Genomic DNA, 25,871 nt, shown 5'->3' with positions numbered 1-25,871 from the left:
TGTTGACTTTAATGAAACATTTAAGATATAATTATATATTGCATAAAACCTAAAATGATGAAAAAAATACCTTTGGATTGGGTATAATCCCATAGGAAGGTGTCAATAGTATTAAGATACAGTATTATGTAAAAAAATAGTTATAAACCCAAAAACTGCTAAGGTTATTTGGGATATTTTCATAAATAAAAGGTTAAGCATCTATTTCTTTAATACCTTTATATCAAGGAGTGAATTGAAATGCCACATCCTGTTCAAGTTGGTAAAAAGATAAGAATGAGTTATTCACAGATTGACGAGGTATTGGACATACCGAATTTGATCGAACTACAGAAGGAATCCTATGAGTGGTTCCTGTCAGAAGGTCTTCACGAGGTGTTTAATGACATCTCTCCCATCGAAGACTATACTGGAAACCTAATCTTAGAATTCGTAGACTATTACTTAGAAAATACCCCTAAGTACGATGTTGAAGAATCCAAAGAAAGAGACGCTACATATGCAGCACCTCTAAAGGCAAAGGTAAGATTAATTAACAAAGAAACTGGAGAAGTAAAAGAGCAAGAAGTATTCATGGGGGACTTCCCATTAATGACAGATACAGGAACATTTGTTATTAATGGTGCTGAAAGGGTAATCGTAAGTCAATTGGTTAGATCCCCTGGTGTTTATTACAACAAAGAGATTGACAAGACAGGGAAACCACTCTACTCTGCTACAGTGATTCCCAATAGAGGGGCATGGCTTGAATATGAGACAGACTCGAATGACGTTGTTTCAGTCCGTATCGATAGAACCCGAAAGCAACCTGTAACGGTTCTTCTTAGAGCATTGGGTTATGGGTCAGATCAACAAATTAAAGATCTTCTAGGGGAAGATGAGAGACTATTGGCGACCCTTGAAAAAGATAATACCAAAAGTACCGAGGAAGGTCTGTTGGAGGTTTATAAGAGATTAAGACCAGGTGAGCCTCCTACAGTTGAAAACGCCAGATCACTATTGAACACGTTATTCTTTGATCCTAAGAGATATGATTTAGCTAAGGTTGGTAGATATAAGTTTAACAAAAAATTATCTATAGCTAATAGAATCATGGGTAAAAAGGCCGCTGAAAATGTTGTAGATAAGCAGACAGGAGAAATATTAGCGGAAGAAGGACAAAAAATAGATAGAGATACGTCTCTATTGATTCAAAACTCAGGAGTTAATGAAATCCTTATCTACTCAGAGGACAATAAGGTAATCAAAGTGATAGGAAATCACTTCGTTGATATCAAACACTATATTCAATTTAATATAGAGGATTTAAAAATCAAAGAAAGGGTTTACTTCCCTGTATTAAAGGAGATATTAGACACCTTTGAAAATGAAACGGAAATCAAAGAAGCTATTAAAGAAAGATATAGAGAGTTAATTCCTAAGAACATAATTCAATCAGACATCTTTGCTTCTATTAACTATGTTTTTAATTTATCCCATGAAGTTGGAAATATTGATGATATTGACCATTTAGGAAATAGAAGATTACGTTCTGTAGGAGAGCTTTTACAAAACCAATTCCGTATAGGGCTTTCCCGTATGGAGAGGGTTGTAAAGGAAAGAATGACAATACAAGATGTTGAATTAGTTACGCCACAGGCACTAATCAATATTAGACCAGTAGCCGCTGCGGTAAAGGAGTTCTTCGGTAGTTCTCAGTTATCTCAGTTCATGGATCAAACGAATCCGTTGGCTGAATTAACCAACAAGAGAAGACTTTCTGCCCTAGGACCAGGTGGACTTTCAAGAGAAAGAGCGGGTTTTGAGGTTCGTGACGTGCATCAATCCCACTATGGTCGTATGTGTCCTATCGAGACACCAGAGGGTCCAAACATTGGTTTGATCAACAACTTGAGTACATATGCTCACGTAAATGAATATGGCTTTATCGAATCACCTTATCGTAAGGTAGATAAAAAGAGAGCGGTTGTTACTAGTAAAATAGAATATCTAACAGCCGATGAAGAAGACTTATTCGTAGTTGCTCAGGCAAATGAGCCACTGGATGAAGAAGGTGCCTTCGTCAATAAAAGAGTAACTGCTAGAACACGCTTCGGGGGTATTGATATTATACCTGCAGAAGAAGCTGACTATATGGATGTATCACCAAAGCAGGTGGTTTCAGTTGCAACGGCAATGATTCCTTTCTTAGAAAACGATGATGCTAACCGTGCCCTAATGGGTTCCAACATGCAACGTCAGGCAGTACCGTTACTAAAGACGGATGCGCCAATCATTGGTACGGGAATGGAGTACAAAGCTGCAGTGGATTCAGGTGTAGTGGTAGTCGCTAAAAACGCAGGAGTAATCGATCGTGTAACGGCGAAGGAAATTGTTATTAAAAGAGATGACAATGGACAAAAGGATGTCTATAAATTATTAAAATTTAAGCGTTCAAACCAAGGGACATGTATCAATCAAAAGCCAATTGTAAGTAAAGGTGAAAAGGTTAAGTCAGGTGATGTAATTGCTGATGGACCTTCGACTGATTACGGTGAAATTGCGTTAGGTAGGAACTGTTTGATTGGCTTCATGACTTGGGAAGGATATAACTATGAGGATGCGATCTTAATTAATGAGAAATTAGTTAAGGAAGATGCATTAACAACTATTCATATAGAAGAATATGAAGCAGAAGCCAGAGATACAAAACTAGGACCAGAAGAAATTACTAGAGATATCCCTAATGTAGGGGAGGAAGCCCTTAAGGATCTTGATGAAAGAGGAATTATTCGAATTGGAGCTGAGGTAATTTCTGGAGATATTCTTGTTGGTAAAGTAACTCCAAAGGGAGAAACAGAGCTTACAGCCGAGGAAAGATTACTTAGAGCAATCTTTGGTGAAAAAGCAAGGGAAGTTAGAGATACATCTTTAAAAGTGCCCCATGGAGAATCTGGTATTATTGTAGACATTAAAGTGTTTACAAGAGAAAACGGAGATGAACTTCCTCCAGGAGTAAATGAGTTAGTAAGAGTATACATTGCTAAAAAGAGAAAAATTAATGTTGGAGATAAAATGGCTGGTCGTCATGGTAATAAAGGGGTTATCTCTAGAGTATTACCAGAGGAAGACATGCCATTCCTAGCAGATGGTACTCCATTAGAAATTGTGCTTAACCCACTGGGGGTACCTTCCCGTATGAATATTGGTCAGGTACTTGAAGTGCACCTTGGAATGGCTGCTAAGGCCTTAGGGTGGAAGGTGGCTACACCAGTATTTGATGGTGCAAACGAGCGTGATATTATGGACGCACTTGAGGAAGCTGGATATCCAAGATCAGGGAAAATGGTTCTATATGATGGTAGAACTGGCGAGACCTTTGATAATCCAGTAACAGTTGGATACATGTACATGCTTAAGCTTCACCATTTGGTAGACGATAAAATCCATGCTAGAAGTACTGGACCTTACTCACTGGTAACCCAACAGCCATTGGGAGGTAAAGCTCAATTCGGAGGACAGCGTTTTGGAGAGATGGAGGTTTGGGCATTGGAGGCCTATGGTGCAGCCCATACCCTACAGGAAATCTTGACTGTTAAGTCTGACGACGTTGTAGGCCGTGTTAAAACCTACGAATGTATTGTTAAGGGGGAGAACATACCAGAGCCTGGTGTTCCTGAATCCTTTAAAGTATTAATTAAAGAACTTCAAAGTTTGTGTCTTGATGTAAAGGTACTGACTGAAGAAGATGCAGAGATTGAAATTAGAGAATCCATTGACGACGATACCAGTGATCTTGCTTTAGATCATGGAGATATTAGTCCTACTGGTCCAGATGATGAAGTAGAAGATGACCAAGTAGTAGAAGATGAAGATGAAGAAATGGATAATGATGTTGACTATATGACAGAGGATGATTTTGAATCATCAGACTTGCCAACAGAGTTTGTAGATGAAGATGTAGATGATTTTGATGACGATGATGATTACAATTAATAGTTGTCTAAGCTTTAACCGGAGCTTAAAAGACTATAGGGAAGGGAGAGAGACTCCTTGTACGAATTAAATAATTTCGAGTCAATTCAGATATCATTGGCTTCTCCAGAAAAAATTAGACAATGGTCTAAGGGGGAAGTGAAGAAACCAGAAACAATCAATTACCGAACGCTTAAGCCAGAAAAAGAAGGTCTATTCTGCGAGAAGATTTTTGGACCGACTAAAGACTGGGAGTGTCACTGTGGTAAATATAAGAGGGTAAGATATAAAGGTGTTGTTTGTGACCGTTGTGGAGTTGAAGTAACAAAATCAAAAGTGAGAAGGGAGAGAATGGGGCATATCGAATTAGCCGCCCCAGTTTCTCACATCTGGTACTTTAAAGGTATCCCAAGTAGAATGGGTCTGTTGCTTGATATGTCACCAAGATCTCTAGAAAAGGTACTGTATTTTGCGGCTTATATAGTAATAGATCCAGGTGAAACGCCTTTGTCTGAAAAGCAAATTTTAACTGAGAAAGAGTACGGAGAAGCAATTGAAAAGTATGGATATCAGTTTACAGCAGGTATGGGAGCAGAAGCTATTAAAGAGCTTTTGCAACAAATTGAGCTTGAATCCTTAAGTAAAGAGCTTAAGTATAAGCTAAAGGAAAGTACAGGGCAAAAGAGAGTTCGTACCATTAGAAGATTAGAAGTTGTAGAAGCCTTTAGACTATCAGGCAATCTTCCTGAATGGATGATTTTAGATGTAGTACCTGTTATTCCTCCAGATTTAAGACCAATGGTACAACTAGATGGGGGTAGATTTGCTACTTCTGACTTAAATGATTTGTATAGAAGGGTTATCAATAGAAATAACCGTTTGAAGAGATTGCTAGATCTTGGCGCTCCTGATATTATCGTTCGTAATGAAAAGAGAATGTTACAGGAAGCGGTGGATGCATTAATAGATAATGGAAGAAGGGGTAAGCCTGTTACTGGTCCTGGTAATAGACCACTTAAATCATTATCTGATATGCTAAAGGGTAAGCAAGGTCGATTCAGACAAAACTTACTGGGTAAAAGGGTTGACTACTCTGGTCGTTCGGTTATTGTAGTTGGACCAGAATTAAAGTTCTATCAATGTGGTCTGCCCAAGAAAATGGCATTAGAATTGTTTAAGCCATTTGTTATGAAAAAGCTAGTGGAGGAGAACTTTGCCCATAACATCAAGAGTGCGAAGAGAATGGTAGAAAAGGTTAAGCCAGAAGTATGGGATGTATTAGAAGAAGTGATTAGCGAACATCCAGTGCTACTTAACCGTGCCCCTACTCTTCATAGGCTGGGTATTCAGGCATTCGAGCCAATCCTCGTTGAAGGTAAGGCTATTAAGCTTCATCCATTAGTATGTACAGCCTACAATGCCGATTTCGATGGAGACCAGATGGCTGTTCACGTACCTTTATCTGTAGAAGCACAGGCGGAAGCAAGATTTTTAATGCTTTCACCAAATAACATCTTAGCACCTAAAGATGGTCAGCCGATCACTACCCCAACGCAGGATATGGTACTAGGAGCTTACTACCTAACCATAGAAGTTGAAGGAGCTCAAGGAGAAGGAATGATCTTTAAGGACTACGAAGAGATGTTGATGGCCTATGAAAATAAAGTAGTGAGCCTACATGCTAAAGTTAAAGTAAGAAGAAGATTATCCCCAGATGATACTGGAAGACTAGTAGAAAGTACTGTTGGTCGATTTATTTTCAATGAGAACTTACCACAGAACCTTGGCTTTGTGGATCGTTCAAAGGATCTATACTCACTGGAAGTAGACTTCCTGTGCGATAAAAAAGCCCTTGGAAAAGTTATTGATAAATGTTTCAGAAAACATGGCAACACAGCAACATCAATCATGCTTGATTACATTAAGCAAAGAGGTTTTAAATTCTCAACAAGAGGAGCCGTTACCATTGCAGTATCTGATATGGATATCCCAGAAGAAAAGTCACATCTAATATCTATAGCTGAAGAGAAGGTAGATAAGTACGAAAAAGCCTATAGAAGAGGTCTGATATCTGATGAGGAAAGATACGAAAAAGTAATCGAGACATGGACTGAAACAACTGAAAAGGTAACAGATGCCTTGATGGCAGGTCTAGATAGATTGAATAACGTATTTATTATGGCTCATTCAGGTGCGAGGGGTAGTAAAAACCAAATTCGTCAGCTGGGGGGTATGAGGGGTCTGATGGCAAATGCAACTGGTCGAACAGTTGAAATTCCGATTAAATCCAACTTCCGTGAAGGGTTATCGGTATTAGAGTACTTTACATCTACCCATGGTGCTAGAAAGGGTCTAGCTGATACAGCCCTTAGAACAGCTGACTCTGGTTACTTAACGAGACGTCTTGTAGACGTAAGTCAGGATGTTATCGTTAGAGAACTGGATTGTGGTACTGAAGAAGGGATCTTTGCTTATGCCTTTAAAGATGGAAATGAAGTAATCGAAGAACTATATGATCGACTTGTAGGACGTCATGCTCTTGAGGATGTAATCCATCCACAAACTGGTGAAGTAATCGTGCCTGCTGGTGAAGTAATTAATGAAGATAAGGCAGAAGTTATTATTTCTACTGGATTAGAAAAAGTCAAAATTAGAGCTGTACTAACATGTAAAACAAGACATGGAGTTTGTGGAACATGTTATGGAAGAAACCTTGCTACAGGAGAGCCGGTAAAGGTTGGAGAAGCGGTAGGGATTATTGCAGCTCAATCAATCGGTGAGCCAGGAACTCAGCTTACAATGCGTACATTCCACACCGGAGGAGTTGCAGGGGCCGATATTACACAAGGTCTTCCGAGGGTTGAGGAGCTTTTCGAGGCTCGTAAACCTAAAGGTCTAGCTATTATTAGTGAGACAGCTGGTACTGTTGAAATTAGTGAGTCAAGAAAGAAACGTGAAGTAACAGTCGTTAGTCCAGAAGGAGAATCAACAACATATACAATACCTTATAGCTCAAGAGTAAAAGTTAAAGCAGGTCAAGTAATTGAAGCAGGGGATGAAATTACACAAGGTTCTATCAATCCCCATGATATCTTGAGGATTAAAGGAGTAGAAGGGGTTCAAACCTATATTATCAAAGAGGTTCAAAGGGTTTACCGTCTACAAGGGGTTGATATCAACGATAAGCACGTTGAGGTAATCACTCGACAAATGCTGAATCGTGTTAAGATTGAGGAGTCTGGTGATACAGAATTATTACCTGGTGCTTTAGAAAGTATTTTCAATGTTGAAGATGCTAATAGAGCAGTGGAAAGAAATGGTGGAGAGGCTGCTACTTATAAGGCAGTATTAATGGGTATTACAAAGGCTTCCTTAGCAACAGAATCCTTCTTGTCAGCAGCATCATTCCAGGAGACTACAAGGGTACTGACTGAGGCCGCGATTAAAGGTAAAGAAGACCATTTAATCGGGTTAAAAGAGAATGTAATTATTGGTAAGCTGATTCCTGCAGGTACTGGTATGAAGCGATATAAGAACATCGCCATCCATGTAGAAAAGGAAGAAGACGATGACGAACCATTTGAAACCCGTTAATTAACAAATAAACAGTTGACACTATATTTAACTAGTGTTAGAATATTGTAGTGTGAAAAATGAAGTTGACTTTTTTATCATCTGGGAGATGCAAAATCTCCCAGGTACTTAAAAAGGGAGGAAACTTTTATGCTGGAAAATTTACAGCACGAAAAAAAGACCGTTGGTATAAAACAAACGGCTAAGGCTTTGAAGCACGACCATGTCAAAACCCTTTATGTCGCAGAAGATGCAGATGGTAATCTAATACAACAACTTATTGAACTAGCTAAAAACAAGGATGTAGATGTCATTAGAATAGACTCTATGAGAAAACTTGGTAAGGCTTGTGGGATTGATGTTGGAGCAGCGGCTGCAGCAGCCTTAAAGTAAAGAAATGCAACCTAGGTAAAGACGATTTATCTTATATAGATAAATGTTTTTCTATGTTTAGTTTTAAAAGATTTGGAAGGAGGTGCAATAGATGCCAACAATTAGCCAATTAGTACGTAAAGGTAGAAAAGCAGTAGAATACAAATCAACAGCTCCAGCACTACAGAAGGGGTTCAACTCTTTACAGAGAAAAGCCACTGATCTAAGTGCTCCACAAAAGAGAGGTGTTTGTACTTCTGTTAAGACCGTTACTCCAAAGAAGCCTAACTCAGCTTTGAGAAAGGTTGCCAGAGTAAGACTTACAAATGGTATCGAGGTAACTGCCTATATTCCTGGAATTGGACACAACTTACAAGAGCATAGCGTTGTTCTTATTAGAGGTGGAAGAGTTAAAGACTTACCAGGGGTTAGATACCACATTGTTAGAGGTACACTAGATACTGCAGGTGTAGCTAACAGATCACAATCAAGATCTAAATATGGTGCTAAGAGACCAAAAGCTGCTAAGAAATAGGAAATCGGAGCTATAATGCATATTGATCATACTATCCCCTTTTTTAAGGGGATTCTATTGAATAAAAAAGCATGAAGAGCGCACGACGGCAATCGAAGGATTGTCGAGTACCTATGAACAAATTTGTTGATAATTGAGGAGGGAAGCAAAGTGCCAAGAAAAGGAAATGTACCAAAAAGAGAAGTATTGGCTGATCCAATGTATGGAAGCAAGGTTGTTACTAAGTTAATCAACAGCTTAATGTTGGATGGAAAAAGAGGAACATCTCAAAGAATCGTTTACGATGCCTTTGAAATGATTAAAGAAAAAACAGGCGAAGATGCATTAGAAGTATTTGAAAAAGCTATGAACAACATCATGCCAGTTTTAGAAGTAAAGGCTCGACGTGTTGGTGGTTCAAACTACCAAGTACCAGTTGAGGTTAGACCTGAAAGAAGACAAACTTTAGGCTTAAGATGGTTAACTACTTACTCCAGAAAAAGAGGAGAAAAGGGTATGACTGAAAAGCTAGCTAAAGAAATTATGGATGCAGCTAATAACATGGGAGCATCAGTTAAGAAAAGAGAAGATACTCATAAAATGGCAGAGGCTAATAAAGCATTTGCTCACTATAGATGGTAAAATAATGATTAAAATAGCATAGAATGGATAAGCTATTGAGGTCATCCTTAAATTAACAGCTTCACAGGAAGGAGGATAAAAGTGCCTAGAGAGATATCGCTAGAAAAAACCAGAAATATAGGGATTATGGCCCATATAGATGCTGGTAAAACAACAACTACAGAGAGAATTTTGTTTTACGCAGGAAGAATCCGTAAGTTAGGTGAAACTCATGAGGGAGCTTCCCAAATGGACTGGATGGAACAGGAGAAGGAAAGAGGTATTACAATTACTTCTGCTGCTACAACATGTCAATGGAAAGAACACAGAATAAACATTATAGATACACCAGGTCACGTGGACTTCACAGTAGAGGTAGAAAGATCGCTGAGGGTTCTTGATGGTTCTGTTGCTGTTTTCTGTGCTAAGGGTGGGGTTGAGCCTCAATCTGAAACAGTTTGGCGACAAGCTGACAAATATAAGGTTCCAAGAATGGCCTTTGTTAATAAGATGGATATGCTAGGAGCAGACTTCTACAATGCCGTTGGTATGATGAAGACAAGACTTGGTGCTAATGCAATTCCAATCCAACTACCAATAGGTGCAGAGGATAAGTTTTTAGGAATTATTGACTTAGTCAAAAATAAGGCTTTTATGTATATGGATGATTTAGGTCAAGATATCCAAGAAACAGAAATTCCAGCAGATATGGCTGATAAAGCTGCAGAATATAGAGAAGCATTAATTGAAGCAGTTGCAGAAACAGATGAAGAATTAATGATGCGTTACCTTGAAGGTGAAGCATTTACTGAAGAAGAAATTGTAGCAGGTATTAGAAAAGGTACGATCAATGTACAAATGATTCCAGTAACTTGCGGGTCTGCTTATAAGAATAAAGGAGTTCAAAGACTTCTTGATGCGATTATAGCATATATGCCGGCTCCAACTGATATTCCAGCTATTAAAGGAATCTCAGCTGATACTGAAGAAGAAATCGCTAGACATGCAGATGATACTGAACCTTTCTCTGCTTTAGCATTTAAGATCATGGCTGACCCATATGTAGGTAAGTTAGCCTTTTTTAGAGTTTACTCTGGGAGTATAACGGCAGGTTCATATGTTCTTAACTCAACAAAGGGTAAGAGAGAAAGAATTGGACGTATTCTTCAAATGCATGCTAATACAAGAGAAGAAATCACAGAAGTTTATGCAGGTGATATTGCAGCTGCTGTAGGTTTAAAGGATACGACTACTGGAGATACATTATGTGATCCAGATCACGCTGTTATTCTTGAGTCAATGGAGTTCCCTGATCCAGTTATCCACGTAGCTATCGAACCTAAAACAAAAGCTGCTCAAGAAAAGATGGGTGTTGCCCTTCAAAAGCTTGCAGAAGAGGATCCAACATTTAAAACATATACTGATGAAGAAACTGGACAAACAATCATCGCAGGTATGGGTGAGCTTCACTTAGAAATCATCGTTGATAGAATGATGCGTGAGTTCAAGGTTGAGGCAAATGTTGGTAAGCCACAAGTAGCCTACAGAGAGACAATTACTCAAGAAACTAATGTTGAAGGTAAGTATGCTCGTCAGTCTGGTGGTAGAGGACAATATGGTCATGTTAAGATTAAAATGATCCCTGTAGAGCCAGGTGAAGGATATTCATTTGTAAACAACATCGTTGGGGGAGCAATTCCAAGAGAATATATCCCAGCTGTTGACGCAGGTATCCGTGAAGCGATGAATACAGGTGTTCTTGCTGGATTCGAAGTAGTTGACTTTAAAGTTGAGTTATATGATGGATCTTACCATGATGTTGACTCATCTGAAATGGCCTTTAAGATTGCAGGATCTATGGCCTTCAAAGAAGGTATGAGAAAAGCTAAACCAGCTTTACTTGAGCCTTACATGAAGGTTGAAGTTACTACTCCTGAAGATTATATGGGAGATGTTATTGGAGACTTAAACTCTAGACGTGGTAAGATCGAAGGTATGGAGCCGAGAACAGGTGGAGTACAAGTGATTAAGGCATATGTACCTCTTTCTGAAATGTTCGGTTATTCAACTGACCTACGTTCTAAAACACAAGGTAGAGCAGTTTACTCAATGCATTTCGACCACTATGAGCAAGTACCAGCAAGCATTGCTGAGAAAATAGTAGCTGGAAAGTAATGATTATGAAAATAGAATAGCAGGCCCATTAGTGCCTGCCTTCTATTACATATTTCATTTTTAATTTTATAGATAATAAAAAAATAATCTCTAAATTAAGGAGGAGAAAAAAATGGCAAAAGCTAAATTTGAAAGAAATAAGCCCCACGTAAACGTTGGAACAATTGGACACGTAGACCACGGTAAAACAACTTTAACTGCTGCAATCACAATCACATTAAACAAGAGATTTGGAACTGGTAATGCGGTAGCATTCGACCAAATCGATAAAGCTCCAGAAGAAAAAGAAAGAGGTATCACAATCTCTACAGCTCACGTTGAGTATGAAACAAACAACAGACACTACGCTCACGTAGACTGCCCAGGCCATGCTGACTATGTAAAGAACATGATCACAGGAGCTGCACAAATGGACGGAGCTATCTTAGTTTGTTCAGCGGCAGATGGTCCAATGCCTCAAACAAGAGAGCACATCCTTTTATCTAGACAGGTAGGGGTACCATACATCGTAGTATTCTTAAACAAGTGCGATATGGTAGATGACGAAGAATTATTAGAGTTAGTAGAAATGGAAGTAAGAGACTTATTAAACATGTATGAATTCCCAGGAGATGATACGCCAATCATAAGAGGATCAGCATTACAAGCATTAAATGATCCAGATGGACCATGGGGAGATAAGATTGTTGAATTATTTGAGATCATCGACGAGTACATCCCAGAGCCAGAAAGAGACGTAAATAAGCCATTCCTAATGCCAGTAGAGGACGTATTCTCTATCACAGGTAGAGGAACAGTTGCTACAGGAAGAGTAGAAAGAGGAATCATAAAGGTTCAAGACGAAGTAGAATTAGTAGGATTAGCAGAAGCCAAGAGAAAGCTAGTAGTAACAGGCGTAGAAATGTTCAGAAAGCTTCTTGATCAAGCTCAAGCGGGAGATAACGTTGGAATCCTATTAAGAGGTATTCAAAGACAAGAAATCGAAAGAGGTCAAGTATTAGCTAAGCCAGGTTCAATTAATCCTCATACAAAGTTTAAGGCAGAGGTTTACGTACTAAAGAAAGAAGAAGGTGGAAGACATACTCCATTCTTCGATGGATATAGACCACAGTTCTACTTCAGAACAACTGACGTAACTGGAAGCATCAAGTTACCAGATGGAGTAGAAATGGTAATGCCAGGAGATAATATCACAATGGAAATCGAACTAATCAGCCCAATCGCAACAGAAGAAGGATTAAGATTTGCGATTCGTGAAGGTGGTAGAACAGTAGGAGCTGGAGTAGTAGCTTCTATTATGGAGTAATTTAAGTAAGTAATGAAGTTTTGGTACAAAATTAGAAGAAGAGGCAACTCTTCTTCTAATTTTGCCATTATATAAAAGTGTTTAGATAATGAGATACTTTAAAAAAGTCAATTAAAGTACTACAATATTTATTTATTGCTGAATAATATGCAGCCCATTATGGATATAATTCTATGGAAAAGTTATGATTATTCTGACTTTTGAAAATCCCAATAAATATTGAAAAAAAGCTAAACAAAAGTAGAAATAAGGCTTGATATTTTAGAACATATGGTATAAAATATACTAGTTAGTGTATGAAGGACTGCGATGAAGCGGAAGGTTGCTAAAAGGAAATTTTCGCTGAGAAATGTCTTGATCAAAGAATCGGGCGACGGGACTAGGATACACGGGGTTGTGTTTCTTTTAAAAATATCAACACACCCGGAACAGTGTATAATGGTCTAAGTCGTACGTAAAAGAAATCACGTGCGATGAAAAGGAGGGGAACACAATGGCTACAGCTAAAAACAAGCAAAAAATCAGAATCAGATTAAAGGCGTATGATCACAAAGTACTTGATCGATCAGCTGAGAAGATTGTTGAAACTGCAAAGAAGAGTGGTGCAGAGGTGTCTGGTCCAGTACCATTACCAACTGAAAAACAAATTATCACTATCTTAAGAGCGGTTCACAAGTATAAGGACTCTAGAGAGCAATTCGAAATGAGAACTCACAAGAGACTTATTGATATCTTAAACCCAACACCAAAGACGGTTGATTCGTTAATGAGACTTGACTTACCAGCAGGTGTGGATATTGAAATTAAGTTATAGGCAACAAGCCTAACACTAAGATAAAGAGATGGTTTTTTATTCATCCTGTCTTAGTATGATTATACGGATCGTGTAATCCGCTGTAAGATTATAGGAGGTGTAAATATGAAAGGTTTAGTCGGTAGAAAAATTGGTATGACTCAAATCTTCAACGAAGATGGTGTAGTTATTCCGGTAACAGTGATAGAAGTTGAGCCGAATGTTGTAACTCAAATTAAGACAACTGAAAAAGAAGGTTACAGTGCCATTCAAATTGGTTTCGGTGGAATTAAAGAAAAGAACGTTAGCAAGCCATTAAAAGGACACTTTGAAAAGGCAGGCGTTATTGCTAAGAGAAGACTACAAGAATTCAGAATGAATAATGTTTCAGAATTTACAGTAGGGCAAGAAATCAAAGCAGATCTTTTCCAAGTAGGAGAAAAGGTTGATGTAACTGGTATCTCTAAAGGTAAAGGGTTCCAAGGGGTTATCAAGAGACACGGACAAAGAAGTGGTCCATCTGCCCACGGTTCTAGATACCACAGAAGACCAGGTTCTATGGGAGCTGCTACATTCCCAGGTAGAGTATTTAAGGGTAAGAAATTACCAGGTCATACAGGAAATGTTCAAATTACAATCCAAAACCTTGAGGTTGTAAAGATAGACGTAGAAAGAAACGCTCTTTTAGTTAAAGGGGCAGTACCTGGACCAAAGCGTGGATTATTAACTATAAAAGAGACAGTGAAGACTGGAAAATAATCTAACTAGAGAAAGGAGGATATAGCATGCCTAAGGTAGCTGTTTTAAACGTTTCAGGACAACAAGTCGGAGAAATCGAATTACAAGATAGTATATTCGGAGTTGAAGTAAACCAACATGTACTTTATGAAGTTGTAAAGAACCAATTAGCAAATAAAAGACAAGGAACTCAATCTGCTTTAACTAGAGCTGAAGTAAGAGGTGGAGGAAGAAAACCTTGGAGACAAAAAGGAACTGGTAGAGCTAGAGCGGGTACAATTCGTTCGCCATTATGGTCAGGTGGTGGAGTAATTTTCGCACCGAAGCCAAGAGATTACAGATACTCAGTGCCAAAGAAAGTTAGAAGATTAGCAATGAAATCTGCTTTAACTTCTAAGGTGAATGCAAATGAGTTAATCGTATTAGACGAATTACAATTAGCAACACCAAAAACAAAAGATATGGTAAATATCTTAAGCAACTTAAACGTGGATAAAAAGGCGTTAATCGTAATGGCTGAAAAGAATGAAGCTATTATTAAGTCAGCCAACAACATTCCAGGAGTAGAAACTGCACTTGTTAGCACTTTAAATGTATATGACATCTTAAAGTATGATAAGTTCATCATTACGAAGGATGCTGTTGAAAAAGTGGAGGAGGTGTACGCATAATGACGAATCCACATGATATCATCATTAGACCTGTTGTAAGTGAACAAAGTATGACTCAAATGGCTGAAAAGAAGTACACTTTTGTTGTAAGCAAAAGAGCCAACAAAACTGAAATCAAGAAAGCTATTGAGAAGATCTTCGGAGTTAAAGTTGATAAAGTGAATACAATCAACATGATTGGTAAATATAAGCGAATGGGCGCTAACGTAGGAAAAAGAGCCGACTGGAAAAAAGCTGTTGTTAAGTTAACTGCTGATAGTAAAGAAATCGAATTCTTTGAAGGCATGTAGCCCATTGACTCGAAATAAGAAGGAGGGAAATTATAATGGGTATTAAAAAATTCAACCCTACCTCACCAGGTATTAGATCAATGACTGTTTCTACATTCGATGAAATCACAAACGTAGAACCAGAGAAATCGTTGTTAGAAACCTTAACAAAGTCTGGTGGTAGAAATGCACATGGTAAGATAACAGTTCGTCATCGTGGTGGCGGAGCTAAGAGAAAATATAGAATTATCGACTTCAAGAGAAATAAGGATGGTATTGACGCTAAAGTTGCTTCAATCGAGTACGATCCAAATCGTTCTGCTAATATCGCATTATTAAACTATGTAGATGGAGAAAAGAGATACATCATCGCTCCAAATGGTTTAAAGGTAGGAGACCTAGTTCAATCTGGTCCAGAAGCAGATATTAAAGTTGGTAACGCATTACAATTAAAAGATATCCCAGTAGGTACAGTTATTCATAATATCGAAATGAAGCCTGGTAAAGGTGGCCAAATCGCTAGAGCTGCTGGTAACGCTGCACAATTAATGGCTAAAGAAGGTAAGAATGCATTATTAAGATTACCATCTGGAGAAATTAGATACATTAGCATCGAGTGTAAAGCAACGGTTGGACAAGTTGGAAACTTAGATCACGAAAACGTAACAATCGGTAAAGCTGGTAGAAAGAGAAACATGGGTATTAGACCTACAGTAAGAGGTTCCGCAATGAACCCTAACGACCATCCACACGGTGGAGGGGAAGGTAGAACATCTATCGGTAGACCATCACCAGTTACACCTTGGGGTAAACCTGCTCTTGGTTACAAAACTCGTAACAAGAAAAAGGCTTCCAACAAGCAAATCGTATCTAGAAGAAAGAAATAATTATAGGGTAGAGAAATCTGCTTCATAACTTCTGAAGGGAGGAAAAAAAATGAGTAGATCAGTAAAAAAGGGGCCCTTTATTCATAAAGGTTTATATAGAAAAATCGAAGAAATGAATAAAAATGGTGAGAAAAAGGTGATCAAGACTTGGTCAAGAGCCTCCACTATTTTCCCAAATATGATCGGACACACAGTTGCAGTTCATGACGGAAGAAAGCACGTTCCTGTATATGTAACTGAAGATATGGTTGGCCACAAGTTAGGAGAATTTGCTCCTACAAGAACATACAGAGGCCATGATGATAATGATAAAACAACTAAAAGAAGATAATATAGTTTTCATTATGAAAGGAGGTTGTCATTGTGGAAGCAAGAGCAATCGCTAAATATGTACGAATCGCTACTAGAAAAGCACAACAAGTAGTTGACGTTGTAAGAGGTAAGCAAGTTGACGAAGCTTTAGCAATATTAAAGTTTACTCCAAAGGCAGCGGCGCCAATTGTATATAAGGTAATTCAATCAGCAGTAGCAAACGCTGAGAATAACCACAACATGGATCGTGAAAAGTTATTCGTTACTGAGATCTTTGCTAATCAAGGACCAACAATGAAGCGTTTCAGACCAAGAGCAATGGGTAGAGCAACGACTATCAGAAAGAGAACAAGTCATATCGGAGTTGTTCTTAAGGAAAAATAAGAATTAAGGAGGGAAAAGAATGGGTCAAAAGGTTAATCCTCATGGGTTAAGAGTTGGAGTCATCAAGGACTGGGATACTAAGTGGTACGCCAATAAAAAAGACTTTGCAGGTTTCTTATTGGAAGATCACAAAATCCGTGAATATGTTAAGAAGAAGCTTTTCTTATCCGGTATTTCAAAAACTGAGATCGAGAGAGCAGCTAATAATAGAGTTAAAGTTAATATATTTACAGCTAAGCCAGGAATGGTTATCGGTAAGGGTGGTCAAGGTGTAGAGGACGTAAGAAAAGACCTTGAAAAAATCACTGGTAAGCAAGTAATGGTAAATGTTGTAGAAGTAAGAAGACCTGATGTAGACGCTCAATTAGTAGCAGAAAACATTGCATTCTCATTAGAAAGAAGGGTTTCCTTCAGAAGAGCAATGAAGCAAGCTATGCAAAGAGCAATGAGAGCGGGAGCTAAGGGAATTAAGGTTTCAACTTCTGGTAGACTTGGTGGAGCTGAGATGGCTCGTACAGAAGGATACAGTGAAGGAAATGTTCCACTACACACATTAAGAGCAGATATTGACTATGGGTTCCATGAAGCAGATACAACTTATGGAAAGCTTGGAGTTAAAGTTTGGATATATAAAGGTGAAGTTTTACCAACAAGAGGTAGAGCTACAGTTGTAGATACAGTAGAAGCACCTAAAACCGAAGAAAAGGGTAGAAGGGGCAGAAAAAGAGAAGCGAGATAGCTTTCAGCCTTATAGAAAGGAGGAATAGTGCATGTTAATGCCTAAAAGAGTAAAACGTCGTAGAGTTCATAGAGGCAAAATGGCGGGCCAAGCCCACAAAGGCAATACGGTTTCATACGGAGAGTATGGAATAATGGCTCTTGAGCCAGCTTGGATTACATCAAACCAAATCGAAGCTGCCCGTATCGCCATGACAAGATCTATCAAAAGAGGGGGTAAAGTTTGGATTAAAATTTTCCCTCATAAGCCAGTAACTAAGAAGCCTGCTGAAACTCGTATGGGTGCCGGTAAAGGTTCACCAGAGTTCTGGGTAGCAGTTGTTAAGCCAGGAAGAATCATGTTCGAGCTTGCTGGAGTATCAGAGGAAAAGGCAAGAGAAGCGATGAGACTTGCTATTCATAAATTACCAATCAAGTGTAAGTTTGTTACACGTCAGGAATTAGAAGCAAAGGGTGGTGAAGCTGATGAAAGCTAATTCTTTAAGAGATATGACAGATGTAGAATTAAATCAAAAGTTAGTAGATTTAAAAGGCGAATTGTTTAATTTGCGCTTCCAGTTAGCAACAGGCCAGCTTGAAAACCCTTTAAGAATTCGTAATGTTCGTAAAGACATTGCAAAAATCAAAACAATCATTCGTGAGAGAGAAATTAAGCAGGTTAAGGCATAAATAATTTGTTGTGTAGGAAAGGAGGCCAATTTTCATGGAAAGAGGACTTAGAAAGACCAGAATAGGTCGAGTAGTAAGTGATAAAATGGATAAAACCATCGTTGTTCTAGTAGAAGACTTTGTTCGTCATCCTCTGTACGGAAAAGCTGTTAAAAGAACAATTAAATTTAAAGCTCATGATGAAATGAATGAGTGTCAAATCGGAGATCGTGTTAAAATCATGGAAACAAGACCATTATCTAAGGATAAAAGATGGAGACTTGTTAAAATCGTTGAAAAGGCAAAATAGGCTTAAACGCGGAGGGAGGTTTTACTATGATTCAACAAGAGTCACGTCTTAAAGTTGCTGATAACTCTGGTGCTAAGGAACTACTTTGTATCCGTGTACTAGGAGGAACAAAGAGAAGATACGCTAGAGTTGGTGATGTGATCGTTTGTTCTGTTAAAAGTGCAACACCAGGCGGAGTTGTAAAGAAGGGTCAAGTAGTTAAGGCTGTTGTTGTTAGAACTACTTCAGACATTAGACGTAAAGACGGTTCATATATAAAGTTTGATGAAAATGCTGCGGTAATCATAAAAGACGATAAGCAACCGGTAGGTACTCGTATATTTGGACCGGTTACAAGAGAACTAAGAGAAAGAGATTTTATGAAGATCGTTTCATTAGCGCCAGAAGTATTATAATCAAGGAGGTGTCATGAAATGCATGTTAAAAAAGGTGATACAGTAGTAGTTATATCCGGAAAAGACAAAGGCAAAAAAGGTAAAGTACTTCAAGCCTTTCCAAAAGTAGATAAAGTAATTGTTGAAGGGGTTAACATGGCTACAAAGCATCAAAAACCTAATCAACAAATGCAACAGGGCGGAATTATCCACAGAGAAGCACCGATACATGTATCGAACGTTATGATTTTTGACAAGAAGGCGGGCCAAGGTGTTCGTGTCGGATATAAAGTATTAAATAACGGTGAAAAAGTAAGAGTAAGTAAAAAGACTGGTGAAGTTTTAGATTAAGCCTGAAGAAGGGAGGTACATTTCTGAATGTCTAGAATGAAAGAAAAATACAATAACGAAGTTGCTAAAGCTTTAATGGAAAAATTCAATTACGATAACGTAATGGAGATCCCAAGATTAGAAAAAATCGTAATCAACATTGGAGTTGGTGAAGCAAAGGATAACTCTAAAGCGTTAGAAGTAGCTATAAAAGAATTAGGAATGATTACTGGGCAAAAGCCTGTGGTTACTAGAGCTAAAAAATCTGTTTCTAACTTCAAAATTCGTGAAGGTATGCCTATCGGTGCTAAGGTTACTCTTAGAGGAGAGAAGATGTATCATTTCGCTGATAAGCTAATGAACATTTCACTTCCAAGGGTAAGAGACTTTAGAGGAGTAAGCGCAAATGCTTTTGACGGAAGAGGAAACTACGCTTTAGGGCTAAAGGAACAATTAATTTTCCCTGAAATTGAGTACGATAAAGTAGATAAAGTTCGTGGAATGGATATTGTTTTTGTAACAAGTGCAAAAACTGATGAAGAGTGCCGAGAACTGTTAAGATTAATGGGAATGCCTTTTGCAAAGTAAGGTAAGGAGGGAAAATAGTGGCGAAAAAATCTCTGATTGTTAAACAACAAAGAAAGCAAAAATACAAAACGAGAGAATATACAAGATGTAATATCTGTGGAAGACCACATTCGGTTTTAAGAAAGTTCGGTATATGCCGTATTTGTTTTAGAGAATTAGCTTATAAAGGCCAAATACCTGGGGTTAGAAAAGCCAGCTGGTAAATTGGGGAGGAGGTAAAGAATATGACAATGACAGATCCAATTGCAGATATGCTTACCCGTGTAAGAAATGCTAATGCGGTGAAACATGAAACTGTTGATATTCCTGCTTCAAACCTTAAGAGAGAAATTGCCAACATCCTTTTAAATGAAGGCTTTATCAAAGGGTTTGATGTCATCGAAGATGGTAAGCAAGGAATATTAAGAGTGCAATTAAAATATGGAAAGAACAAAGAAAAGGTTTTAACTGGAATTAAGAGAATCTCAAAGCCAGGTCTTAGAGTATATGCTAAGAAGGATGAAATTCCAAGAGTATTAGGTGGTTTAGGAGTTGCAATTATCTCAACTTCAAAAGGCATCATAACTGATAAAGTTGCTAGAAAAGAAGGCGTTGGTGGAGAAGTAATTGCATACATCTGGTAGTAGCAATAAACTTATAAGGAGGTGCCAGTATGTCAAGAATCGGTAATAAACCAATTGAAATACCACAAGGTGTTGAAATAAATGTAGATAGCAATAACAAAGTAACAGTTAAAGGACCATTAGGAACTTTAAGCGAGCAAATCAGCAAAGACATTACCCTTCAACAAGAAGGAAATATGTTAACAGTTGTAAGACCAACTGAAAATAAGAAGCATAAGTCACTACACGGCTTATCAAGAACACTTGTTGCTAACATGGTTCAAGGTGTTACTAAAGGATATGAAAAGAAATTAGAATTAGTAGGGGTAGGGTACCGTGCTAACAAGCAAGGAAACAAGCTTGTATTAAGCTTAGGATACTCTCATCCAATTGAAATGATAGATCCAGAAGGACTTAATGTTGAAGTTCCTACACAAACAGAAATCCTAGTTAAAGGGATTAACAAGCAATTAGTAGGAAACTATGCTGCTAAGATTAGAGATCATAGAAAACCTGAGCCATATAAGGGTAAAGGGGTCAAATATGCTGGTGAGTATATTAGACGTAAAGAAGGTAAGACTGGTAAGTAATAAGAAAGGAGTGATACTACGTGTTTAAGAAGGTAAGTAAGAACCTTACAAGAAAAAAAAGACACACAAGAGTCCGTGGTAAAGTCTTTGGTACTCCTCAACGTCCAAGATTAAACGTTTATCGTAGTTTAACAAATATCTACGCTCAAGTTATAGATGATGTTGCTGGCATCACAATTGCAGCTGCTTCAAGCTTAGATCAAGAAATTAAGTCTAAAGTAGGAGCTACTGGAAATAAAGAAGCTGCTAAATTAGTTGGAGAACTAGTTGCTAAGCGTGCATTAGAAAAGGGTATCGAAACAGTAACCTTTGACCGTGGTGGATATATTTATCATGGAAGAGTTGAAGCTTTAGCTAACGGAGCAAGAGAAGCTGGACTTAAGTTTTAATAAGAAGGAGGGAAATAGATGCAACGTAATAAGTTGATAGATGCGAGCCAACTTGATGTAAAAGAACAAGTTATTGATATAAGACGTGTTACTAAAGTTGTTAAAGGTGGTAGAAACTTTAGATTTGCAGCACTGGTTGTTGTAGGAGACGAAAACGGCCATGTAGGAGTTGGAACAGGTAAAGCAATGGAAGTTCCTGAAGCAATCAGAAAAGGAATCCAAGATGCTAAGAAAAACCTTATCCATGTGCCAATCGTTGGAACAACAATTCCTCATGAAACTCTAGGACACTTCGGTGCTGGGAATGTATTAATCATGCCAGCTAAAGAAGGTACAGGGATCATCGCAGGTGGACCTGTTCGTGCGGTATTAGAATTAGCAGGATTAAAAGATGTAAGAGCTAAATCTCTTGGGACAAATAACTCAAGAAATATGGTAAATGCAACTATGGATGGTTTAAAGCAATTAAAGCGAGCTGAAGAAGTTGCGAAACTAAGAGGTAAGTCCGTAGAAGAACTCTTAGGTTAGGAGGGAAATTCCATGGCAAAAGCGATTAATATAAAACTAGTAAGAAGTGTAATCGGTTCTTTACCAAAGCAAAGAAAAACTATCGAAGCTTTAGGGTTAAAAAAAATCGGTCAAAACGTTGAAAAACCAGACAATCCTCAAATTAGAGGAATGATCAATATCGTAAAACATATGGTTGAAGTAACTGAAATCTAAAGGGAACAAAGGAGGTGTAGACATGAAGTTACATGAACTTAGACCTGCAAAAGGAGCTGTAAGAGCTACCAAGAGAAAAGGTAGAGGTACAGGATCTGGACTAGGTAAAACTGCCGGAAGAGGTCACAATGGACAAAACGCCCGTAGTGGTGGTGGAGTTAGACCAGGCTTCGAGGGAGGACAATTACCTCTTTTCAGAAGACTTCCTAAGAGAGGGTTCACTAATATATTTAAGAAGCAGTTCAATGAAATTAATGTTGCAGACTTAAATAGATTTGAAAATGGTACTGAAATATCTGCAGAATTCTTAAAGGAGCAAGGCTTCATTAAGAAAATCGAGAAGGACGGTATTAAGATTTTAGGAAATGGTAACTTAGAAAAGAGCTTAACGATTAAAGCTCACAAATTTACCAAGGCAGCCATTGAGAAAATTGAAGCTGCTGGAGGAAAGGTAGAGGTGATCTAAGGTGATATCAACCTTAAGAAATGCTTGGAAAATTCCGGACTTGAGAAGCAAAATCGTCTATACTTTTATGATGTTAGTAATCTTTAGATTAGGCTCAGTGGTGCCTGTACCAGGAATGGATATTGATTACGTACGTGCTGTAGTTAATCAAGTTGACTTACTTTCATTCTTTGACTTGTTTTCAGGTGGAGCCTTTTCAAATATGACGATCTTTGCCCTAAGTATAACACCATATATTACTGCATCAATTATTATGCAACTTCTTACAATTGCCATTCCTAGCTTAGAAGAATTAGCTAAGGAAGGGGAAGAAGGAAGAAAAAGAATTGCCACATATACAAGATATGCTACTGTTGTATTGGCGTTAATTCAGGCTGCAGGTATCACAATTGGTTTATTTGGCAGTGCCATTAGACCTGGTGCATTCAATGTAACATTGGTTATTATAACTCTTACAGCTGGTACATCATTCTTGATGTGGCTGGGGGAGCAAATAACTGAAAAAGGAATAGGTAACGGCATTTCACTAATAATTTTTGCTGGTATTGTTTCAGGTTTACCCGCCACCATACGAGGTACATTCTTTCAATTAAAGCAAAATACGATATCACCAATATCTATCATCTTAATTCTACTAATATCTCTAATAATGATCGTAGCTGTTGTTGCTATTTCAGAAGGTACTAGAAAAATTCCAGTACAGTATGCTAAAAGAGTTGTTGGACGGAAGATGTATGGTGGTCAAAGCTCTCATATTCCGTTAAAAGTAAATCAAGCAGGGGTTATCCCAGTAATCTTCGCGATGTCTTTACTATCTTTCCCACAAATTCTTTCTTTCTTCTTTGGTCAAGATAGTGGATTTGCAATCTTTATTCAAAACTGGTTATCTCCTACTAGTCCATATTGGTATGGTATAGTCTTATACTCTTTGCTTAGCGCAGCATTAATCATATTCTTTACTTTCTTCTATACGATGATTACCTTCAATCCAATTGAAATATCAACAAATATGAAGAAATATGGAGGATTTATTCCTGGAATTAGACCAGGTAGACCTACAACAGATTATATAACAAGGGTATCAAATAGAATCACTTTAGCAGGAGCTGCATTCTTAGCTTTAGTTGCTGTTCTTCCAACGATTGTTTTGCAGTTAACCGGTGCACAAATGGCATTAGGTGGTACAGCATTACTAATTGTTGTTGGGGTTGCATTAGAAACAATGAAGCAAATAGAAGCTCAGTTAATGATGAGACACTATCAAGGTTTCTTAAAGTAGAAAGGACTCATGGGGTTACACCCCATGAACCTAAACTTTTATACCGGGAGATGGTACAATGAGAATAATATTACTTGGCCCTCCAGGGGCAGGTAAAGGAACGCAGGCAACATCAATTGCCGACGAGTTTAACATTCCTCATATTTCAACCGGAGATATATTCCGTTATAATATTAAGGAAGGCACTGAACTTGGTAAAAAGGCAAAGTCCTATATGGATCAGGGTTTATTGGTACCTGACGAGGTTGTTGTTGAAATCGTAGAGGATCGAATTAAGCAAGAAGATTGTTTAAATGGTTTCCTATTAGATGGATTCCCAAGGACGGTTCCACAAGCAGAAGCACTTGATCGAGTGATGGAGAAAATGAGTGTAGCCCTTGATAACGTGATAAATATTCAAGTAGATAAGAGTGTTTTAGTTGAAAGAGCAGTAGGTAGAAGAATCTGTAAATCGTGCGGAGCTACCTATCACATTAAGTTTAATCCTCCATCAAAAGAAGAACAGTGTGATAAATGTGGAGGTAATCTATATCAGAGAGATGATGATAACGAGGCAACTGTTACAAGAAGAATTGATGTATATCTAAATGAGACAATGCCTTTAATAGAGTATTACTCAAACAGAGGAAAACTAACTGCCATCGATGGTCAACAACATATTGATAAGGTATTTGAGGATATTGTCAGTGTGTTAAGGAGCGGGAAGTAATGATCTATCTCAAGTCTCCACAGGAAATAAAAATCATGCAAGAAGCTGGAAAAATAGTTGCTGAGACACATGAGGTTTTAAAAGAAGCAATTAGACCGGGGATTACAACTAAGCAGTTGGATGAAATGGCAGAGGCTTATATCCTCAAAAGAGGTGCACTGCCTGCCTTCAAAGGTTATGGAGGTTTCCCCGCCAGTATCTGCACCTCAATTAATCATGAAGTAGTCCATGGTATTCCTGGATTAAAAGTCCTAGAAGATGGCGATATTATAAGTATCGATATTGGAGTAATACATCAAGGTTACTATGGTGATTCTGCAAAAACCCATGGAGTAGGGAAAATCCAACAACGGGCTCAACAGTTAATTGATGTGACAAGGGAAAGCTTTTACGAAGGTATAAAATATGCCCGTGAAAATTATCGGCTTTCAGATATATCCCATGCCATTCAAACCTATGTTGAGAGTCGTGGTTTTTCTGTAGTCAGAAACTATGTGGGGCATGGTATCGGAACGAAAATGCATGAAGAACCCCAAATCCCAAATTATGGTCCTCCAGGGAAAGGCCCTAGACTAAAAGCTGGTATGGTTTTAGCGATCGAACCAATGATCAATGCAGGGACTTTTGAGGTGAAAGTATTAACTGACGGATGGACAGTTGTGACACTTGACGGTGAATACTCCGCACATTATGAACATACGGTTGCCATTACAGTGGATGAACCTATCATTCTAACAAAAGAATAAAAGAGGTGACAATGTGGAAGATAATCATTTCAAAATTGGTCAGGTGGTAAGAGCAACGAAAGGTAGAGATCAAAACAGAATTTTCATCATAGTTGGTAAGGTTGACGAAGAATATGTTTTGATAGCTGATGGGGATTTGAGAAGAATTGAAAAACCCAAAAAGAAAAAGATAAAACACCTGGCAAAGTTTAATATTATTTCCCATGAAGTGAAGGACCGTATACAAAATGAGAAGAAAATGAATAATGCTTTTATCAGAAGAGAGCTTGAAAGATTGGGAGTTAAGTCCCTGGATTAAGATAGGAGGTTTGATTGCCAAATGTCAAAGCAGGATGTTATTGAGGTGGAAGGTACGATAAAAGAAGCATTACCAAATGCGATGTTTATTGTACAGCTTGAAAATGGGCATGAAATCTTAGCACACATATCAGGCAAATTGAGGATGAATTTTATTAGAATTTTACCCGGCGACACAGTAACGGTAGAATTATCACCTTATGATTTAACCCGTGGTAGAATTACTTGGAGAAAGAAGTAGCTGAGGAGGGATTTAAATGAAGGTTAGACCATCAGTAAAACCAATTTGTGAAAAATGTAAAATCATCAAAAGAGATGGTAGAGTAATGGTAATTTGTGAAAATCCTAAGCACAAGCAAAAGCAAGGTTAAATTTCAAATTTAATCTAGTATTTTGTTTTTCTTAGTGATATAATACAATATTGTGGTAATTAGTTTATTGGGTCCGGCTGCGTCAGAACAATGACTCCCGATAACTAACTATATAAATATATTTTTAATGTTGATTAGTGTA

At 38.0% G+C, this 25,871-nt stretch carries 34 protein-coding genes; all 34 read left to right on the top strand.

Annotated features, from left to right (window positions below; genetic code table 11):
* Nucleotides 1–240 precede the first annotated feature (240 nt).
* The 34 genes from rpoB to rpmJ all read left to right on the top strand — a co-directional run bounded on the left by rpoB (nucleotide 241) and on the right by rpmJ (nucleotide 25,729).
* Complete coding sequence (gene rpoB, locus JOC73_RS09190) at nucleotides 241–3,975, top strand: DNA-directed RNA polymerase subunit beta (RefSeq protein ID WP_204402358.1); 3,735 nt, start codon at nucleotides 241–243, stop codon at nucleotides 3,973–3,975.
* A 57-nt stretch (nucleotides 3,976–4,032) separates the two neighbouring features.
* On the top strand, nucleotides 4,033–7,548 hold the full coding sequence (gene rpoC / locus JOC73_RS09185; protein WP_204402356.1) for a DNA-directed RNA polymerase subunit beta': 3,516 nt from the start codon (nucleotides 4,033–4,035) through the stop codon (nucleotides 7,546–7,548).
* A 129-nt stretch (nucleotides 7,549–7,677) separates the two neighbouring features.
* Nucleotides 7,678–7,920 (top strand): ribosomal L7Ae/L30e/S12e/Gadd45 family protein, encoded by a 243-nt coding sequence (locus JOC73_RS09180; RefSeq protein ID WP_204402354.1) that lies wholly within the window; start codon nucleotides 7,678–7,680, stop codon nucleotides 7,918–7,920.
* A gap of 91 nt (nucleotides 7,921–8,011) precedes the next feature.
* Nucleotides 8,012–8,434, top strand: a complete 423-nt coding sequence (rpsL, locus tag JOC73_RS09175) for a 30S ribosomal protein S12 (protein WP_204402351.1) — start codon at nucleotides 8,012–8,014, stop codon at nucleotides 8,432–8,434.
* 150 nt (nucleotides 8,435–8,584) lie between these two features.
* Nucleotides 8,585–9,055, top strand: coding sequence for a 30S ribosomal protein S7 (gene rpsG, locus JOC73_RS09170; RefSeq protein ID WP_204402349.1), 471 nt, complete (start codon nucleotides 8,585–8,587; stop codon nucleotides 9,053–9,055).
* An 81-nt stretch (nucleotides 9,056–9,136) separates the two neighbouring features.
* Nucleotides 9,137–11,209, top strand: a complete 2,073-nt coding sequence (gene fusA, locus JOC73_RS09165) for an elongation factor G (RefSeq protein WP_204402346.1) — start codon at nucleotides 9,137–9,139, stop codon at nucleotides 11,207–11,209.
* 112 nt (nucleotides 11,210–11,321) lie between these two features.
* Nucleotides 11,322–12,515: an elongation factor Tu gene (gene tuf / locus JOC73_RS09160; RefSeq protein ID WP_204402344.1), complete on the top strand. Its 1,194-nt coding sequence runs from the start codon at nucleotides 11,322–11,324 to the stop codon at nucleotides 12,513–12,515.
* 493 nt (nucleotides 12,516–13,008) lie between these two features.
* A complete protein-coding gene (gene rpsJ / locus JOC73_RS09155; RefSeq protein ID WP_204402342.1) occupies nucleotides 13,009–13,329 on the top strand; it encodes a 30S ribosomal protein S10 in 321 nt (106 codons plus the stop codon).
* A 105-nt stretch (nucleotides 13,330–13,434) separates the two neighbouring features.
* Entirely contained in the window at nucleotides 13,435–14,067 is a 633-nt protein-coding gene (gene rplC, locus JOC73_RS09150; protein ID WP_204402340.1) for a 50S ribosomal protein L3, read from the top strand.
* A 26-nt stretch (nucleotides 14,068–14,093) separates the two neighbouring features.
* Entirely contained in the window at nucleotides 14,094–14,717 is a 624-nt protein-coding gene (gene rplD / locus JOC73_RS09145) for a 50S ribosomal protein L4 (RefSeq protein ID WP_204402337.1), read from the top strand.
* Entirely contained in the window at nucleotides 14,717–15,007 is a 291-nt protein-coding gene (rplW, locus tag JOC73_RS09140; protein ID WP_204402335.1) for a 50S ribosomal protein L23, read from the top strand. Before rplD ends, rplW begins: the two co-directional genes overlap by 1 nt.
* 35 nt (nucleotides 15,008–15,042) lie before the next feature.
* Nucleotides 15,043–15,873, top strand: a complete 831-nt coding sequence (gene rplB / locus JOC73_RS09135; RefSeq protein ID WP_204402333.1) for a 50S ribosomal protein L2 — start codon at nucleotides 15,043–15,045, stop codon at nucleotides 15,871–15,873.
* 49 nt (nucleotides 15,874–15,922) lie between these two features.
* Nucleotides 15,923–16,204, top strand: a complete 282-nt coding sequence (gene rpsS, locus JOC73_RS09130) for a 30S ribosomal protein S19 (protein WP_204402331.1) — start codon at nucleotides 15,923–15,925, stop codon at nucleotides 16,202–16,204.
* 32 nt (nucleotides 16,205–16,236) lie between these two features.
* On the top strand, nucleotides 16,237–16,569 hold the full coding sequence (gene rplV, locus JOC73_RS09125) for a 50S ribosomal protein L22 (protein ID WP_204402329.1): 333 nt from the start codon (nucleotides 16,237–16,239) through the stop codon (nucleotides 16,567–16,569).
* Nucleotides 16,570–16,588: 19 nt separating this feature from the next.
* Nucleotides 16,589–17,308 (top strand): 30S ribosomal protein S3, encoded by a 720-nt coding sequence (gene rpsC, locus JOC73_RS09120; RefSeq protein ID WP_204402327.1) that lies wholly within the window; start codon nucleotides 16,589–16,591, stop codon nucleotides 17,306–17,308.
* Nucleotides 17,309–17,339: 31 nt separating this feature from the next.
* Complete coding sequence (gene rplP, locus JOC73_RS09115; protein ID WP_204402325.1) at nucleotides 17,340–17,783, top strand: 50S ribosomal protein L16; 444 nt, start codon at nucleotides 17,340–17,342, stop codon at nucleotides 17,781–17,783.
* Nucleotides 17,773–17,976, top strand: a complete 204-nt coding sequence (gene rpmC, locus JOC73_RS09110) for a 50S ribosomal protein L29 (RefSeq protein ID WP_204402323.1) — start codon at nucleotides 17,773–17,775, stop codon at nucleotides 17,974–17,976. Before rplP ends, rpmC begins: the two co-directional genes overlap by 11 nt.
* 34 nt (nucleotides 17,977–18,010) lie before the next feature.
* A complete protein-coding gene (gene rpsQ / locus JOC73_RS09105) occupies nucleotides 18,011–18,265 on the top strand; it encodes a 30S ribosomal protein S17 (RefSeq protein ID WP_026477646.1) in 255 nt (84 codons plus the stop codon).
* A gap of 26 nt (nucleotides 18,266–18,291) precedes the next feature.
* The gene (gene rplN / locus JOC73_RS09100; RefSeq protein ID WP_204402321.1) at nucleotides 18,292–18,660 is read left to right on the top strand and encodes a 50S ribosomal protein L14; all 369 of its coding nucleotides are present in this window, start codon (nucleotides 18,292–18,294) and stop codon (nucleotides 18,658–18,660) included.
* Nucleotides 18,661–18,678: 18 nt separating this feature from the next.
* Nucleotides 18,679–18,990, top strand: coding sequence for a 50S ribosomal protein L24 (gene rplX / locus JOC73_RS09095; protein WP_204402320.1), 312 nt, complete (start codon nucleotides 18,679–18,681; stop codon nucleotides 18,988–18,990).
* A gap of 27 nt (nucleotides 18,991–19,017) precedes the next feature.
* A complete protein-coding gene (gene rplE, locus JOC73_RS09090; protein WP_204402318.1) occupies nucleotides 19,018–19,557 on the top strand; it encodes a 50S ribosomal protein L5 in 540 nt (179 codons plus the stop codon).
* Nucleotides 19,558–19,574: 17 nt separating this feature from the next.
* Nucleotides 19,575–19,760 carry a type Z 30S ribosomal protein S14 gene (locus JOC73_RS09085; RefSeq protein WP_204402316.1) on the top strand — a complete coding sequence of 62 codons (186 nt, stop codon included), beginning with the start codon at nucleotides 19,575–19,577 and terminating at the stop codon, nucleotides 19,758–19,760.
* Between the two features lie 21 nt (nucleotides 19,761–19,781).
* Nucleotides 19,782–20,180, top strand: a complete 399-nt coding sequence (rpsH, locus tag JOC73_RS09080; protein WP_204402314.1) for a 30S ribosomal protein S8 — start codon at nucleotides 19,782–19,784, stop codon at nucleotides 20,178–20,180.
* Between the two features lie 29 nt (nucleotides 20,181–20,209).
* A complete protein-coding gene (gene rplF, locus JOC73_RS09075; RefSeq protein ID WP_204402312.1) occupies nucleotides 20,210–20,749 on the top strand; it encodes a 50S ribosomal protein L6 in 540 nt (179 codons plus the stop codon).
* Between the two features lie 20 nt (nucleotides 20,750–20,769).
* On the top strand, nucleotides 20,770–21,138 hold the full coding sequence (gene rplR, locus JOC73_RS09070; protein ID WP_204402310.1) for a 50S ribosomal protein L18: 369 nt from the start codon (nucleotides 20,770–20,772) through the stop codon (nucleotides 21,136–21,138).
* 18 nt (nucleotides 21,139–21,156) lie between these two features.
* Complete coding sequence (rpsE, locus tag JOC73_RS09065) at nucleotides 21,157–21,666, top strand: 30S ribosomal protein S5 (RefSeq protein ID WP_204402308.1); 510 nt, start codon at nucleotides 21,157–21,159, stop codon at nucleotides 21,664–21,666.
* Between the two features lie 12 nt (nucleotides 21,667–21,678).
* Entirely contained in the window at nucleotides 21,679–21,861 is a 183-nt protein-coding gene (gene rpmD / locus JOC73_RS09060; protein ID WP_204402305.1) for a 50S ribosomal protein L30, read from the top strand.
* Between the two features lie 22 nt (nucleotides 21,862–21,883).
* Nucleotides 21,884–22,327: a 50S ribosomal protein L15 gene (gene rplO / locus JOC73_RS09055; RefSeq protein WP_204402303.1), complete on the top strand. Its 444-nt coding sequence runs from the start codon at nucleotides 21,884–21,886 to the stop codon at nucleotides 22,325–22,327.
* A 1-nt stretch (nucleotide 22,328) separates the two neighbouring features.
* Complete coding sequence (secY, locus tag JOC73_RS09050) at nucleotides 22,329–23,606, top strand: preprotein translocase subunit SecY (protein WP_204402301.1); 1,278 nt, start codon at nucleotides 22,329–22,331, stop codon at nucleotides 23,604–23,606.
* 58 nt (nucleotides 23,607–23,664) lie between these two features.
* Nucleotides 23,665–24,315 carry an adenylate kinase gene (locus JOC73_RS09045; protein ID WP_204402299.1) on the top strand — a complete coding sequence of 217 codons (651 nt, stop codon included), beginning with the start codon at nucleotides 23,665–23,667 and terminating at the stop codon, nucleotides 24,313–24,315.
* Nucleotides 24,315–25,061, top strand: a complete 747-nt coding sequence (gene map, locus JOC73_RS09040; protein ID WP_204402297.1) for a type I methionyl aminopeptidase — start codon at nucleotides 24,315–24,317, stop codon at nucleotides 25,059–25,061. The genes JOC73_RS09045 and map overlap by 1 nt, the downstream gene beginning before the upstream one ends.
* Before the next feature lie 13 nt (nucleotides 25,062–25,074).
* Nucleotides 25,075–25,359 carry a KOW domain-containing RNA-binding protein gene (locus JOC73_RS09035; protein WP_204402295.1) on the top strand — a complete coding sequence of 95 codons (285 nt, stop codon included), beginning with the start codon at nucleotides 25,075–25,077 and terminating at the stop codon, nucleotides 25,357–25,359.
* A 21-nt stretch (nucleotides 25,360–25,380) separates the two neighbouring features.
* Nucleotides 25,381–25,599, top strand: a complete 219-nt coding sequence (infA, locus tag JOC73_RS09030) for a translation initiation factor IF-1 (RefSeq protein WP_026477631.1) — start codon at nucleotides 25,381–25,383, stop codon at nucleotides 25,597–25,599.
* 16 nt (nucleotides 25,600–25,615) lie between these two features.
* A complete protein-coding gene (rpmJ, locus tag JOC73_RS09025) occupies nucleotides 25,616–25,729 on the top strand; it encodes a 50S ribosomal protein L36 (RefSeq protein ID WP_026477630.1) in 114 nt (37 codons plus the stop codon).
* Nucleotides 25,730–25,871 lie beyond the last annotated feature (142 nt).

Source organism: Alkaliphilus hydrothermalis, assembly GCF_016908555.1.
GTDB lineage: Bacteria > Bacillota > Clostridia > Peptostreptococcales > Natronincolaceae > Alkaliphilus > Alkaliphilus hydrothermalis.
This window is presented reverse-complemented; position numbering and strand designations above follow the sequence as displayed.

Coding starts and splice junctions, on each gene's coding strand:
- rpoB (WP_204402358.1), top strand. CDS start 241: ATGCCACATCCTGTTCAAGTTGGTAAAAAGATAAGAATGAGTTATTCA.
- JOC73_RS09180 (WP_204402354.1), top strand. CDS start 7,678: ATGCTGGAAAATTTACAGCACGAAAAAAAGACCGTTGGTATAAAACAA.
- rpsL (WP_204402351.1), top strand. CDS start 8,012: ATGCCAACAATTAGCCAATTAGTACGTAAAGGTAGAAAAGCAGTAGAA.
- tuf (WP_204402344.1), top strand. CDS start 11,322: ATGGCAAAAGCTAAATTTGAAAGAAATAAGCCCCACGTAAACGTTGGA.
- rpsJ (WP_204402342.1), top strand. CDS start 13,009: ATGGCTACAGCTAAAAACAAGCAAAAAATCAGAATCAGATTAAAGGCG.
- rplC (WP_204402340.1), top strand. CDS start 13,435: ATGAAAGGTTTAGTCGGTAGAAAAATTGGTATGACTCAAATCTTCAAC.
- rplD (WP_204402337.1), top strand. CDS start 14,094: ATGCCTAAGGTAGCTGTTTTAAACGTTTCAGGACAACAAGTCGGAGAA.
- rplW (WP_204402335.1), top strand. CDS start 14,717: ATGACGAATCCACATGATATCATCATTAGACCTGTTGTAAGTGAACAA.
- rplB (WP_204402333.1), top strand. CDS start 15,043: ATGGGTATTAAAAAATTCAACCCTACCTCACCAGGTATTAGATCAATG.
- rpsS (WP_204402331.1), top strand. CDS start 15,923: ATGAGTAGATCAGTAAAAAAGGGGCCCTTTATTCATAAAGGTTTATAT.
- rpsC (WP_204402327.1), top strand. CDS start 16,589: ATGGGTCAAAAGGTTAATCCTCATGGGTTAAGAGTTGGAGTCATCAAG.
- rplP (WP_204402325.1), top strand. CDS start 17,340: ATGTTAATGCCTAAAAGAGTAAAACGTCGTAGAGTTCATAGAGGCAAA.
- rpmC (WP_204402323.1), top strand. CDS start 17,773: ATGAAAGCTAATTCTTTAAGAGATATGACAGATGTAGAATTAAATCAA.
- rpsQ (WP_026477646.1), top strand. CDS start 18,011: ATGGAAAGAGGACTTAGAAAGACCAGAATAGGTCGAGTAGTAAGTGAT.
- rplN (WP_204402321.1), top strand. CDS start 18,292: ATGATTCAACAAGAGTCACGTCTTAAAGTTGCTGATAACTCTGGTGCT.
- rplX (WP_204402320.1), top strand. CDS start 18,679: ATGCATGTTAAAAAAGGTGATACAGTAGTAGTTATATCCGGAAAAGAC.
- rplE (WP_204402318.1), top strand. CDS start 19,018: ATGTCTAGAATGAAAGAAAAATACAATAACGAAGTTGCTAAAGCTTTA.
- rpsH (WP_204402314.1), top strand. CDS start 19,782: ATGACAATGACAGATCCAATTGCAGATATGCTTACCCGTGTAAGAAAT.
- rplF (WP_204402312.1), top strand. CDS start 20,210: ATGTCAAGAATCGGTAATAAACCAATTGAAATACCACAAGGTGTTGAA.
- rpsE (WP_204402308.1), top strand. CDS start 21,157: ATGCAACGTAATAAGTTGATAGATGCGAGCCAACTTGATGTAAAAGAA.
- rpmD (WP_204402305.1), top strand. CDS start 21,679: ATGGCAAAAGCGATTAATATAAAACTAGTAAGAAGTGTAATCGGTTCT.
- rplO (WP_204402303.1), top strand. CDS start 21,884: ATGAAGTTACATGAACTTAGACCTGCAAAAGGAGCTGTAAGAGCTACC.
- JOC73_RS09045 (WP_204402299.1), top strand. CDS start 23,665: ATGAGAATAATATTACTTGGCCCTCCAGGGGCAGGTAAAGGAACGCAG.
- map (WP_204402297.1), top strand. CDS start 24,315: ATGATCTATCTCAAGTCTCCACAGGAAATAAAAATCATGCAAGAAGCT.
- infA (WP_026477631.1), top strand. CDS start 25,381: ATGTCAAAGCAGGATGTTATTGAGGTGGAAGGTACGATAAAAGAAGCA.
- rpmJ (WP_026477630.1), top strand. CDS start 25,616: ATGAAGGTTAGACCATCAGTAAAACCAATTTGTGAAAAATGTAAAATC.